We start from the raw sequence: 12,572 nt of genomic DNA, 5'->3' as shown, positions 1-12,572 counted from the left end.
CTCCGTGTAGAACCTGCGCCATTGCTCCTCCCGCCATGCATGATGGTCAAACGTACCACCACATTGCGGGATCAAACGCCTAGCGAACCATTACGGATGCGTACATCCTTTGTGCTTATGGGATGCCGGCGCTCGCCTCATGGCGGGGCCTCATCCGCATCCGTAAGGGCGATGAGAACGCGCACGATCACCTGCTCGACGTCGTTCGCCGTGCAGCCTTGGCGGCTCGCCGCCTCGTCATAATTCAGTCCGTCGATCCGCACGCTGGCGAAGATCGCACGGTCACGGTCCGGCAGTGCCTTCCAGGCGCGCCAGCGCGCTTCGAATTGCCGATCGCGCGTCATGACGGCTGCCCCTCATCCGCCGCAAAGCCGAGCAGATAGTCCGCCGCCTTGCTGGCCGCGCTCGCGGCCCGGAAGATCGCCTTGTCGTCGTGGCGCAGCACCTTGAGCCACGAGCCGATATAGTCGGCATGCCGCACCGTCGGTTTGATCGCCAGCGACGCGCAGGCGAAGGCGCTCGCCATCTCGGCGACAAGCTCTTCGCGGGCATAACTGGCGCTGCCGAATACGCCCGTCTGGTCCCGGTCCAGGCGCGTTGAATGCCCGGTCCAATGGCCGAGTTCATGGAGCGCGGTGCGATACCAGTTGATGGGCTCGCGGAAGGCCGCGACCGGCGGCACCGCGACTAGTCGGCAGCCGGATGGTAATAGGCACGGTCGCCGCCAATCCGCACATCCGCGCCACTGGCGTCGATGAGGACTGCGACCCCGGGCAGGATCTCGATCTCGGGCCGGACCTCTACTGCTTGCGTCAACCTCTCTGGCAGGCCTTCGCACTGGTCGATGTTGAAGACGGTGAAGTGCTTGAGGAACGCGATGGTGCGCACCTCCTGCCCGTTGTCACCAGCCTCATCATCCTTGGTTTTCGGCGTGAAGCGATCGGCATAACAGACGGTGGTGCCGCGCTCGCCTTTGCGGACATTGCCGCCCGCCGCCCGTGCCTGACGGTAGGTCAGCCAGCGCTGCGAACTATAACCGCCCTCGATGACCCTGGCCCACAGGATCAGGACGTTGATCCCGGAATAGCGGCGCCCGGTCACGCCGTTTGCCGGCATGGTGCAGGCACAAGCCGCGCCGTCCCAAGGCTGCACCCAAGGCAGCCGCCCTTCCTCCAGTTCGGCAATCACGCGCGCCGTCACTTCGGCATAGAGGGTCTGACGTTGGTCGATGGTCCTGGACATGATCCTCACTCCTTCAAAACCACCGCAGCCCGGCCGTAATGGCGAGGGTGGGCGGCAGGAGCGGACCGACAGTCCCGCCGATACGAGGCGGGCTGCACCCAATGGGCCGAAACGAAGAGGAGGACCGGCGCAGCCGGTTGCAGCACGCCGCGGCGGGCCTACAGGGCCGTGACGCCCACCCTCGCCAGACGCGCCCGGCGCGTCACGCCAGCGTGGGGGCACCCACGCTGTCCGCTCGACGGTGTGCATCGTGCACCGTCACGCGTCAGGGATCGCAACCCGCATGGGCCGAGACGGCACGGCTCGGCGCCGCGTCAGCGGCGTAAAGCCCGGTCCTGCGGCATCGCAGGAGACGGCATCACTCAGCTTTCTAGATGTCCCCAGACAGTGCCGTCAGGACCCTAGCGAAGCCCTGCTGCCAATGATGCAAAAGCAGGACCTTGGCGGTTCCCCATCTCAGGAACTGCGAGGCAATGCCATGTCCACCAACCCCGACCGCATTCTGCGTCTGAAGGCCGTCCTCGACCAGACCGGGCTTTGCCGCTCAACCCTCTACCGCAAGATGGCCAACGGCACCTTTCCGAAGAACATCCAGCTCAGCACCCGGTGCGTGGGATGGCGGGCATCGGCTGTCGACGAATGGCTGCGCAATCCGATATTCTACCATGTCGATGATCGTCCTGCCGGATGAGCGCTTTCGCGCCCCATCGCGGCGTTCCAACTCGGTTTAGGCGGCTCCCTGAAATCCACCGCCTCGATCTCGAGGACACTTTGCCAATTTTGAATGACGTAACGTGGGACGAAGCCGCCATCCACCGAGGCCTAGCCGAACGGCGGGTTCAACCGAGAGCAGCCGTTCACGAGCGTCCCGATTGGGACCAGCGATCAGACGCCCGGGGCATTCCCAGTGGAATCGTTGGTGAGAAGCGTCAGTTGCTCGGAGCAGGTGCGCGTCGTGAAATCGCACGGAAGGTAGTGCCTCTGGAAGGATCGGCAGTCGCAATTTCCAGCGTTCGGCCGTCGGGGGAGATGGTGAAGGTTCTGATCGCGACCACTTGGCCTGCTTGCTTTATGCGTTCCTCGATCTGAAGTTGGCCGGATCGACGTATCGCGACGGTTGTCCCGTTACTGGCTCCCGATTTGACGGGCACATATTCGCCGCCAATGCGGGCCGTGAACGATGTGCCGAGCGGGGTCGAATAGCTAAAGCGGTCGCCGGTAATTTGCAGCACCGTAGTCCGCACCTCTGGCGGCACCTCGACATACCGGACCCCTTGCCATGTGCCGGAGACAGCGTGCGCGCCCGTGGGGGTCGGGGCCGTTCGTCGAGCAAGGTACACGGTTCGGAGAACGCCGGGGATACCCGGCCGATGATCTAGCGAAATGTAAGTGGCAGTCCGGTCATCGGCGGACACGGTCATGGTGGTGGTGCGATCGAGGAGCGGCCCGACAATGTGCGTCACTATCGTGCGCGGTCCGGTGATCGACACCGATTCGGATACCACGTCAGGGTCGCCAGGGATGGGATGGGGCTTTCCGTCTGCCCGATATGAGCGGGGCGGCTCGCACGTAGCGCAGCTATAATTACCGTCTTTCACCAGGTACACGTCGCTGGCTAGGCCACTCTGCGTATCGAGGTCCGCCACCCACGCACCGTCAAAGGGGTTGTTAGCGTAAGCAGAGGCTTGGACCGAAAGGCAAAGAGCAGCGGCGGGTAAGAGGTAAGGCTTCTTCATTCGAGCGTCCCCAATTCGATCGCATTTCGGGAAAGCGTACTTTCGCATGACGGCCGACGATAGAGGTCGAATCCGACCGTTATCGTAGCCTCTCGATGTCAAGCGCTTGGCGAACGGCGGGACGTGTTCTGATGCGCAGATACCAAGCCTTCAGATTGTCCAGCGTGTTGAAATGGATGTCTGCGCGATAGGTCGGCTCCAGCCATTCCGCCTGCCCCCATTGCATCAGGGAGTAGAGATAGGCGTCCGCAACCGTGAAAGACGCGCCCAGGAGATAGTCGCTTTCAGCAAGAATTCCGTCGAGCCATGCAAAGCGTGCTTCCAGCTTGGGCTTGGCGGTATCGGTGCCGTACGTTCCGGCGAGACGCGCATGACGCGCATAAAGCAGCGGAATGAAGCCCTTGTGGATTTCAGACGTCAGAAAGTTCAGCCACTCCTGCAACCGATAGCGCTCCATCGTGCCGTTCGCGGGAGCCAGGCCCAACTCCGGCTTGAGGTCGGCGAGATATTGAAGGATCGCCGCACCCTCACGGAGATGCGTGCCGTCGTCCAATTCCAGAAGCGGCACATAGCCGAACGGGCTGAGTTCGAGGAAGTCACGGTCATCGTCGGTCCGGTGCGTCTTGTGGTCGACCTGCACCAGGTCGGCGGTAATCCCGAGTTCGCGGAGAATGATATGCGGCGCGAGCGAACAGGCGGCGGGCATGTAGTACAGCTTCACGAAACAGCTCCTTGGAGTGTCGGGCCCATGGCCACCGGTTTTCCAAGATTGACGTGGTCGCGCCATTTTTTGAAGAAGGCAGCATTATGTGGCGTAGCAACAGATTTTATACCGACGGTTCGAGCCTATGAAGCAAAGTGCAACGGGATGCTCGGTGGAAGAGGCCATGCGGCTTCTGGGCGGGCGCTGGCGCTTGCTGATCGTTTCCTATCTTATCGATGGTCCAAAGCGGTTCAGTGAGCTGCGCCGCTGTATTCCTGCCATTTCGCAACGGATGTTGACCCTCGACCTGCGGGCGTTGGAGAAGGCCGGATTCGTTGAGCGGACTGTGTTTCCGACCGTGCCGGTGACCGTCCAATATGCCTTGACCGACGAGGGCGCGCTTCTTGAACCCGTGGTCGAGGTCATGCGCACCTTCGAACTTTGGCTAAAGGCACGGGGCAATCGACATGAGGCTGCCCCCACGGCGGAATAGCGGTGCTGGCTGTCTTCAACCGAGAAGGACGATCGAGACTGAGCGCGGCTTTCTCGTTGGGAACGGCCAACGAGACGACGCGGGCGTTCTCAGAGGGATGGTGTTGCAGGAATCCGCAACTCGACGCTAGTCGTTGACCAGGTATGTCGGCATGGTAGAATAGCTGAGCCTGAATGGCAGGGATTGGTTAGGGCACCGGACCAATCGCGATACAAGATCGGCGGGCGCTGCCATTGACGTAGCGAGTGCTGATGATCCGCATCGATAGACGACGCCTTCTGGTGGGCGGAGCAACTATTCCGCTAACCGCCATTGCTACTGCCGTCTCGGTAAGGCCAAAGGATATCCTTGATCTGCGCCTACGGTCGACGGTGTTTAACGGTGCGGAACGTTGGTCCTTGGGCGATCGCATGACCCATCACGGTGTTCCCGGCGTCGCCGTGGCAGTGATGCGCGCGGGCCGGGTTGAAGCGGTGCAAGGGTTCGGCACACGTATCGCCGGGATGGATGCACCTGTGGATGCCGACACGCTGTTCTCGGTTGGCTCGGTCAGCAAGCTGGTGACCGCAGCCCTCTGTCTCCGATTAGCGGCGAGTGGCGTGCTTGATCTTAACCGGGATGTGAATGGCTATCTGAAGAGATGGCGCGTTCCTGGCGGACCGAAGGGCGACGAACGCGCCGTTACGCTGCGGATGCTGCTGTCGCATACGAGCGGGTTCAACGTCCACGGCTTTGCGGATTATGCTCCAGACGCTCCCCTGCCGACACTCGTCCAGACGCTGAACGGCGAACGCCCTGCAATGAACAAGTCGCTCGCGCGGATCGATCCGGCGGGCAGTCGGTCGCGCTACTCCGGCGGTGGCTACATGATCGTCCAGGCGGCGATCGAGGATGCGACCGGCGAGCGGCTCGATGCCGTTGCCAGGCGGCTGATGTTCGGGCCACTCGGGATGCGGCGCAGCCGGTTCGAGGCCGCCCCCGGCGAGAACACGACCAATATCGCGCATGCGCATGATCAGTTCGGTAAGCCCGTTGCCCTGCCACGCGGCTGGCAGAGCTTTCCCGAACTCGCTGCATCCGGCTTGTGGACGACCGCCAGCGATCTCGCGCGTATGATGGTGGCGCTTGGTACCAGCTATCATGGACGCGGCGAGTTCCTGCCGCAGGAACTGGCGGTGGACATGATGACTGTCGTGTCACCCGGCTTCAATGGACTGGGACCGCGACTCGCGGGGGAAGGGACATCGCGTATCTTCCATCATGCCGGAGCGAACGACAGCTACAAGGCGTATGTGGAGGGCAACCTAGCCTCGGGCGACGGACTGGTGGTGCTCACCAACGGCGAGCGCGGCGACCTCCTTGGCGACGGAATCCGCAACGCCATCTCGGATGCTTTTCGCTGGCCAGGCGACTGGTCGATCCAGTGTCCCGCCGTCCCCGTCGCCACTCTGCTCGACGACTATGTCGGCACCTATCGTCGTCGAGCAAATCAGGACCCGCTCGTCATGGGCTTTCTTGATACCGGCTTCAGCGCAGACACTATCGCGGTCATACGCGCGGACGTCGGCCTAGCGATCAGAGCGAGAGGAAGAGATCGGAAGGTCGTCCCGATCGACACCTCGGATTTCGTGATGCCGGATGGCTATGTGCCTGCCGCCACTCTAATCTTCCGGTTCGCCCGCTCGGCTGACGGAAAAGTCGACCACCTGCGTGCCATCGCGAACGCTGATGTCCTGGTATTCGATAGGGTCTAGTCGCCGATACGGTTCCGCGCTTCCTGGAAAACGAACGGTGGTAGAGACGGCCGGCGCATTCCCATTGGGATGGTACTTTGGAAAAGCGCGGACTTTCTAATTCGCGTGAGGTCACGGATACCGTGGTCAGTAGGTCGAACCCTGCTCTTCATCAAGTTCGATCCGGTCGCCACGGGTCGAGGGGGTAGACACGACAAGGAAACGGATATCGGCGGGACTATCGTTGCGCGCTTGATGACGGGCCTGCGGGGGAATTTCGATGCCTGAGCCTGCTGTAACGACATGGCTTACACCTTCCAGTTCCATCGTCAGCGCCCCGGTCAAGACGTAAAAGAACTGCCGAGCCACCATATGAAGATGCCTGCGTTCGCTCGTTCCGGCCGGCATCCTTTCTTCGATGACCATCATGTCCTGCGAAGGGGCGAGGACCCATCCGTCACAATTATCCCCCCAAGTGTAATGCTCTACGTTGTCGATGTTCCGTTGCAGAGTTATCTCCTGTCGCTGTCGATGTGTGAGTCGAGACGGCTCGATCGTTAGTCGGGTATAGCCACTTTGCGTTCCCGCAAAAGAACGGTGGTCGAGACAGCCAGGGCATTCCCATTGTGATCGAATAATGGGAATTGACTGGCGTGACGCTATGCTGATCCGATGACCGTCCCGACAACGATCAACCCGGATGATTTCCTAGAAACTCCAGAGGGTAGGATTTGGACGGTCGAACGTAACGAGGAAGCATGGCGGCTGTCTTATGCAGCTTTGGAACGCACGCTGGAACTCGCGCCGGCATCGATGCGAGTGGTGGTGGTCTGCGGAATACAAGGAGCCGGCAAATCGACATGGATCGCCTCGCAGCCAGCATCGCCGTTCACGATCTACTTCGACGCCGCGCTGCCCGGCGTCCGCCACAGGGCGAAGATCATTAGCATCGCCCAACGGCTAGGAGCATCTGTCGAAGCGGTGTGGATCGACACGCCGCTTGATGTGGCGATCGAACGAAACGCGGCCCGAACCCCCGACAAGGTAGTACCACCCCCCCGCGATCGTCGCCGTCGCACAGCAGTTTGAGGAACCGACGGCAGCGGAAGGCTTCAATCATGTTGCCGTCTTCGATGGCGGCCGATGGCTGTAGTAGCTACCCACGCCTTACCAATTGCGAACGACCGACGAGACGCCCGGGCCGTTCCCATTGGGATGGAAATACAAGAAACCAGCCCTCGGTCGCGCGCGATCCGCGACCGAGGGCATCGGCCTTAGAACGCCGCGCGCAGGCCCACCGCGACCGCACGTCCGGGCAAGGGTGCCCGTAGCCTGAGGAAGGAGTTGTGCAACCGCGCCTCTGCGTTCGTCAGATTGGCGACATCGACAAACGCCTCGTAACGGGCCGCGCTGCCGAAGCGATAGGCGGCATGGGCGTCGACCAGCGTGAAGCCATTCGAGATCGGCTCGCCTTTCGCCACATCGGCCTGTCGCAGATAGCGCACCGCGCCGATCGACGCGCGCCACGCACCATTTTCCCAGCCGAGGTCGCCACCATAGCGCGACATCGGTGTGCGCGGCAGATAGTCGCCGTCGAGCCGCTGCCGATAATATTGCCGATCCAAGGCGGCGGTCGAACCGCTGTCGAACGGGCTGTAGCCGTCGGGGAGGGTGAAGATCGGGTGGACCTGCACATAATCGCCAAAGCCGTGCAGCGCGAACTGTCCGACGCGCGTGCTAACCCGTAGCGTCGCTTCCCCCTCGATACCGCGGAAACGGGTATCGCCCTGTCGCCATTCGCGTACCGGCAGGGTCCGCGACACGCCGGTATTGCCGAGATAGATATAGTCTACGAACCTCGTGCTGTAGGCGGACAGCGAGGCGGACAGCCAGGACGTGTCGATCCCGCCGCCGACTTCGACCGTCTCGGCGCGCTCTTTGCGCAACCGGGCGTCTCCCTGCTCCTCGGTCAGGATCGAGAAATGGTTGCCGTTGGCGTAGAGTTCGTTGATCCCCGGCGCCCTCTCGGCATGCGACCAGCGTCCCCGCAGATAGAGCGACTTGCATAGCGACAGGCGCGCGCCGACATCGCCGCTCAGCAGGTGGAAGTCGGTATCGCGGGCATAGGCCGCACCCTGTCCACGGCCGGCGCGTACGCTGGCCTCGTCAAGGTCATAGCGCACCTCGTCATATCGGATGCCGCCGCTGAGCGTCAGCGGCGACAGCGCCAACCGCTCGGCTAGGAACGCCGATCGCTCCGCCGTGACGACGCTGGGGAGGTAGGAGGTCGTCTCGGTGGTGCGCAGGCTGCGATCAGCGATCTGCCCGCCGATCGATCCGCTCAGAGGGCCGAGCGGACGTTGGGTGATCTCGATGCGCATTTCTTCGCCATTGCCGTCGAACCGGCTCCAGTCGCGATCGGGCACGCGTTCGCGGTCGCGCGACCGGACATGCGCCGCGCGCAGCGTCACCGCCGCGACACCCGGCAGCGGATCGTACAAGGCGCCCTTCAGGTCGAAGCGCGTCTGCCCGACGGTCACGCCGATCGGACTGGCACCCGTTCTGGACGACGTGATGAGGGTGAAGCCGGGCACGCCATAGCTGTTGTCGTACCGGCCGATCGACAAGCCCAGAAAGCCGCCATCGACGATGATGCTGCCGCCCGCCGTGACGGCCGTCGTTCGGATCGCGCTGTTGGGCAGGCGTCCGTCCGTATTCCCGCCGGAATCAAGGTTCGTGATGATCTGCCCCGACAGCGGCGTCGCATCGACATAGCGTTTGACCGCAGCATCATACACATAGGTCGGCCGCGCCAACCGTACCTGGCACAGCGCCTGAAGCCCGGTGTTTGAGACGAGCGACGACCAGGTCCGGCACGTATCGGCTTTCGCCTGGCCCGGTATCGCCTGATCCCCCTGATACCGATAAAGGCCGTCAAGGTGCCACGCGAACGCACCACGCCCGCCGTCGAGGCGCGTCATGGTGGTCACGCCGACATTGTCGCCGCTGCGGACCTCGGCCCGGCCGGTGGGCGCGCCGTCATGCCGCTGCGTCGGTATACGACCATCGATCACGTTCACGACGCCCCCGATCGCGCCGCCACCATAAGGGACTGCCGCGCTGCCCTTGAGCAGTTCGATCCGGTCGGCGAGGAACGGCTCCACCGCTGCGGCATGTTCCGCCCCTAGCCCGGAGGCGTCCTGCGTCGGCAGGCCGTCGATCAGGATCGCGACGCGGCCGCCGGTCTGGCCTCGGATGGTCGGGCGGCCGACTGCTGGGCCGAAATAGTCATTCTGCACGCCCGGCACCCGTGACACTGTCTCGCCCAGCGTCGGCGCCTTGCGCCGTTCGAGCTCCACGCCGTCGATCGTAGCGCCCGACGCGCTGGACAGATGTTGGACGGCGGAAGAATTATCACGCTGCCCCTCTACGACGATCGTGGAAGGCGTCTTGCCGCGCTCGGGCGGTGCGGCAGTTGGTCCTGCGGCAACCGCCAGCAGGATGAGGTTCGGTAGCATCGGTGTCTTGTTCCCCCTTGATGGAAGGCGCCCTCTGCAATGTTATACCGTATCAATCAACTGTTGCGGTTGATAGGCGGTCGATGTGCAAGCCGGGTGATCCCAAGGCGAAAATAGCGACAATGATTTTAGGGCGCCCGCATCCGGGATGTGCCGGGAGATGGCCGTCGCTTGCCCATAGGGACCGGCCAGTACGATGGCCGGGGATGTCTCGTTTGGGATGGTCGATCGAGAATCGCGCGGCGTTCTCAAATTCATGGCTAGCTGGGTTTTTGAGAAGCGAGGACGGCATCGCCGGCGATGGTTCGCAAGGCTCGCTCGCCGCGTGCCCGGTCACTTTCAGCCTCGGTCGGCAGTACGGGCAGGTCGGGCATGACGCCCGCCTCCTCGTTCGTGCCGTCCGCCCTTAGCCTCATGCAGTTCGGCACGCGGAAGCGTAGACGCGAGTGGTGGAGGACGATCGGGGCGTCCTCCGTCATGAAGCCGCACCCGTCACCGCCCGTCCGGTCGCCGACGAGCTTGCCGATCCGATTGTCCTGCATCACGGCCGCGAACATCTCGGCAGACGAATAGGACCGCTTGTCGGCGATGATATAGGCTGGGCCTGTCCAACTGCCGTAGAATTGCCGAACGGTCGAGGCCGAGGACAGCGCGGCCGCTGGGTTGGGGTCGCTATAGGCGTTGCGGGGCAAACCGGCGGAATAGCCCCCGGCATAGCCGGCGGGCAACAGTCGGTTGCAGTTCGACGGCGACCAGACCCGCTGCTCCCGCCAGACCCATGACAGGTCGCAGCGCTGCCGACCGATCGCGGCGGTCTGCCGCGAGAAAAAGGCACGCGCACCGGCCAGCGCGGTCTTGGCATCACGCGACCGGGTGGCTGCGAGCGCTTCATCGATGTCGCCAATCTCTTCCGCGAAATAGCGCGCGGCGATCGGTGCGTCGGCCATCATCAGGAGCGCGGATCGCACGCGGCGGTCGGTCAGGAAGGCGGGGCGTCCAGTCCCCGCTATCATCACCGCCGCTGTCGTTGCCGATGTCGATCGCCAAGGTCGTCGCTCCGGCCTGACGCAGTGTCTCGACCGTATCATCGGACGATGTCTGCAATTGGGTGTTCCGGCATTGGCACGAAAGCTTCGCGGGCCAACCGCAACGTCACGGTCTCGGCGCTCATCGCCTTCTCATATACGAGCGGCCAGCCAGCCGCTATCAACTGACGCCCTGTTCAACCGGCTCATGATATCAGAGTTTGCAATCGTGTTTAATCTCGCCTCCCGGCCTGCCCGCGTCCTTATCCTGGTGGCTTTGCTAGTTGCGATCTTTGCTCCTGTCAGCATTCCATACCGCATCCTCGTGTTGGCAGCGGCAGCAGCCGGACTGATCTATGCTGAGACGGGAGGCTTGGCCGCGCTCGGCCTGCGGCGCCGTCGCTGGCGGGATACAGCAGGCTGGGCAGTGTTGCTGGCGATCAGCAGCATCCTTATCGGTGAATTCGTGCAGCCAGCCATTGCGCAGTTGCTAGGCACGCCGATCGACTACAGCGCGTATGGCGCGCTGGCGGGCAACGCCGATGCGGCGACGCGCCTGCTGATTTTTGCGCTCACCAGCGCCGCTATCGGTGAAGAGATCGTATTTCGCGGTTTCCTGGTGAGGCAGCTGACAGAGCTCCTGGGCGAAAGAGCCTGGCGTAGCCCATTGGTGGTGGCGATCAGTGCCTTGGTCTTTGGGGCCGCCCACGGGCCGCAGGGCTCCGTCGGAATCATCACTACCGGCATCGTCGGCGCCTTGTATGCGGCAGCGTACTTACGCAATGGGCGCAATCTATGGGCGCTGATGCTGGCGCATGCCTGCACGGATAGTTACGGCATCGCAATGCTCTATTTCGGGCGATACGCCTAGCCCAGCGCCGACCCGTCCAACCGTCTCGATGGGGAAGGGACAGCGAGGCGGCTCGGGCTTTCCCGAAACTCGATCCCAATGAGAATGCCGCAGGCGTCTCGCCGACCGTTCCCAATGGGAAAGCCGTGATCGTTTCGACCATGCTCTCCCTGCAAGACCATTGGCATTTCAGCCGCTCTACGCACCGGACGGACGGCATATTAATATTCGAGGATCACACCGACGTCCGGCTGTCATTGCCAGCAGGTTGAAAGTGGACGAAGCTCGAGGAATCCATGCACGATCTCGCGAATGATCCTATGCAGCGGCTGAGGCTGGAAGTGGTTGCCGTGCCGAGCGCATCGCGACGGGACCTAGACGTGGCGGCTGCGCTCGTTTTCAATCTCTTTCTGGAGCGCGAAGCCGAGTTCGGTGTCCATCCGTCGGTCTTCATCGACTATCCCGATCTGGCCGATCGGTCGCCGCACGGATTTCTGGCCGATGCCGCGCACCATGTCGCGCGTCAGGCCGACGCGATGGCGCGGGATGGCGAACCGGCCGGGCGTATCGTCGTCCTGACGACCTATGGCGATATCGTCACGGACTCCTTTACAGCGGCGGGATACGCAGTTGTGCCGATCGACATGCCTGCCGGGCCGGATCATACCTGCGCCTTCGTACTGGGACCTGATGCCCCGCCTGAGGGGACGCGAACGTTGTATGTCGAAGCGGTCAACGAGGCGGATGAGAAAATTCGGCCAACGTTCGTTCTCACGCTGAAGGATGAGGGCGGTGCGCTGGTAGCGGGTGCGTCAGGGGCCGTGCATGAACGCGATGGGAGACGCTATGCGTATCTGTCCACCCTGACGACGGCGTCGCAGGCTTCCGGATCAACCGGTACGATGCTTGCCGGCGAAGTCGTGCAGTTCCTGCGACAGGCCGGGGTTCACACCATCCATCTGGGAACCCAGACCGCAGCCCGTTTCTACCAGAAGGTCGGCTTCGGTATCGATCACCGCCTGGTGCGCGGTATACGGACCCGGATGACGGATGGGCAAGAGGTTCGCGACGATTTGGTGATGTTGTCGATGAACCTTTGAGCATCCTCGCGCCGCGATGAACGTCCTGCTGACCACCAGGGAACTGCCCAAGGCGATCCTTTCCCGATTCACCATCGAGTTTCGGGAATGTCTGGGTTGGGTGGAGGCTGTGTAGAAACGCTCCCGAGATGAAAGGCGCGTGGTGATGATCGGAAGGCCGCGATGACCGAGT

Annotated in this window: 12 protein-coding genes and 1 pseudogene; 6 read left to right on the top strand and 7 right to left on the bottom strand. The window is 62.8% G+C overall.

The genetic code is table 11. The annotated features are described in order from the left end of the window. Nucleotides 1–137 precede the first annotated feature (137 nt). Nucleotides 138–344 carry a sigma factor-like helix-turn-helix DNA-binding protein gene (locus ACFX59_RS17855; RefSeq protein ID WP_387434347.1) on the bottom strand — a complete coding sequence of 69 codons (207 nt, stop codon included), beginning with the start codon at nucleotides 342–344 and terminating at the stop codon, nucleotides 138–140. Next, nucleotides 341–1,242 (bottom strand): annotated as a pseudogene (locus ACFX59_RS17850) (ArdC family protein). Before ACFX59_RS17850 ends, ACFX59_RS17855 begins: the two are co-directional and overlap by 4 nt. Before the next feature lie 478 nt (nucleotides 1,243–1,720). Here ACFX59_RS17850 and ACFX59_RS17845 point away from each other — a divergent pair. After that, nucleotides 1,721–1,933, top strand: a complete 213-nt coding sequence (locus tag ACFX59_RS17845) for a helix-turn-helix transcriptional regulator (RefSeq protein WP_387434345.1) — start codon at nucleotides 1,721–1,723, stop codon at nucleotides 1,931–1,933. 238 nt (nucleotides 1,934–2,171) lie between these two features. Here ACFX59_RS17845 and ACFX59_RS17840 read toward each other — a convergent pair whose 3' ends face one another. Beyond that, the gene (locus tag ACFX59_RS17840; RefSeq protein WP_387434343.1) at nucleotides 2,172–2,747 is read right to left on the bottom strand and encodes a hypothetical protein; all 576 of its coding nucleotides are present in this window, start codon (nucleotides 2,745–2,747) and stop codon (nucleotides 2,172–2,174) included. A 310-nt stretch (nucleotides 2,748–3,057) separates the two neighbouring features. After that, nucleotides 3,058–3,699 carry a glutathione S-transferase N-terminal domain-containing protein gene (locus tag ACFX59_RS17835; RefSeq protein WP_387434341.1) on the bottom strand — a complete coding sequence of 214 codons (642 nt, stop codon included), beginning with the start codon at nucleotides 3,697–3,699 and terminating at the stop codon, nucleotides 3,058–3,060. Nucleotides 3,700–3,865: 166 nt separating this feature from the next. On the opposite strand from ACFX59_RS17835, the gene ACFX59_RS17830 reads away from it, so the two are divergent. Both ACFX59_RS17830 and ACFX59_RS17825 read left to right on the top strand, forming a co-directional pair. Next, nucleotides 3,866–4,174 carry a winged helix-turn-helix transcriptional regulator gene (locus tag ACFX59_RS17830; protein ID WP_387434339.1) on the top strand — a complete coding sequence of 103 codons (309 nt, stop codon included), beginning with the start codon at nucleotides 3,866–3,868 and terminating at the stop codon, nucleotides 4,172–4,174. Between the two features lie 251 nt (nucleotides 4,175–4,425). Then, on the top strand, nucleotides 4,426–5,928 hold the full coding sequence (locus ACFX59_RS17825; protein ID WP_387434337.1) for a serine hydrolase domain-containing protein: 1,503 nt from the start codon (nucleotides 4,426–4,428) through the stop codon (nucleotides 5,926–5,928). A gap of 126 nt (nucleotides 5,929–6,054) precedes the next feature. Here the strand turns inward: ACFX59_RS17825 and ACFX59_RS17820 are convergent, their stop codons facing one another. Continuing rightward, nucleotides 6,055–6,336 carry a cupin domain-containing protein gene (locus ACFX59_RS17820; protein ID WP_387434335.1) on the bottom strand — a complete coding sequence of 94 codons (282 nt, stop codon included), beginning with the start codon at nucleotides 6,334–6,336 and terminating at the stop codon, nucleotides 6,055–6,057. A gap of 243 nt (nucleotides 6,337–6,579) precedes the next feature. Here ACFX59_RS17820 and ACFX59_RS17815 point away from each other — a divergent pair, with 243 nt between their 5' ends. Then, nucleotides 6,580–6,996 (top strand): AAA family ATPase, encoded by a 417-nt coding sequence (locus tag ACFX59_RS17815; protein ID WP_387434333.1) that lies wholly within the window; start codon nucleotides 6,580–6,582, stop codon nucleotides 6,994–6,996. 185 nt (nucleotides 6,997–7,181) lie between these two features. On the opposite strand, the gene ACFX59_RS17810 is transcribed toward ACFX59_RS17815, so the two are convergent. Then, complete coding sequence (locus ACFX59_RS17810; protein ID WP_387434331.1) at nucleotides 7,182–9,425, bottom strand: TonB-dependent receptor; 2,244 nt, start codon at nucleotides 9,423–9,425, stop codon at nucleotides 7,182–7,184. A 260-nt stretch (nucleotides 9,426–9,685) separates the two neighbouring features. Next, nucleotides 9,686–10,438, bottom strand: coding sequence for a S41 family peptidase (locus ACFX59_RS17805; RefSeq protein WP_387434329.1), 753 nt, complete (start codon nucleotides 10,436–10,438; stop codon nucleotides 9,686–9,688). A 241-nt stretch (nucleotides 10,439–10,679) separates the two neighbouring features. Between ACFX59_RS17805 and ACFX59_RS17800 the strand changes: the two genes are divergently transcribed. Next, complete coding sequence (locus ACFX59_RS17800; RefSeq protein WP_307103767.1) at nucleotides 10,680–11,321, top strand: CPBP family intramembrane glutamic endopeptidase; 642 nt, start codon at nucleotides 10,680–10,682, stop codon at nucleotides 11,319–11,321. 275 nt (nucleotides 11,322–11,596) lie between these two features. Then, nucleotides 11,597–12,400: a GNAT family N-acetyltransferase gene (locus tag ACFX59_RS17795; RefSeq protein WP_387434326.1), complete on the top strand. Its 804-nt coding sequence runs from the start codon at nucleotides 11,597–11,599 to the stop codon at nucleotides 12,398–12,400. The last annotated feature ends 172 nt before the right edge of the window (nucleotides 12,401–12,572 follow it).

Source organism: Sphingomonas sp. NCPPB 2930, assembly GCF_042867205.1.
In the GTDB taxonomy this organism is placed as follows: domain Bacteria; phylum Pseudomonadota; class Alphaproteobacteria; order Sphingomonadales; family Sphingomonadaceae; genus Sphingomonas.
The sequence above is the reverse complement of the archived record's forward strand: the minus strand, read 5'-3'. Positions and strand labels throughout refer to the sequence as shown.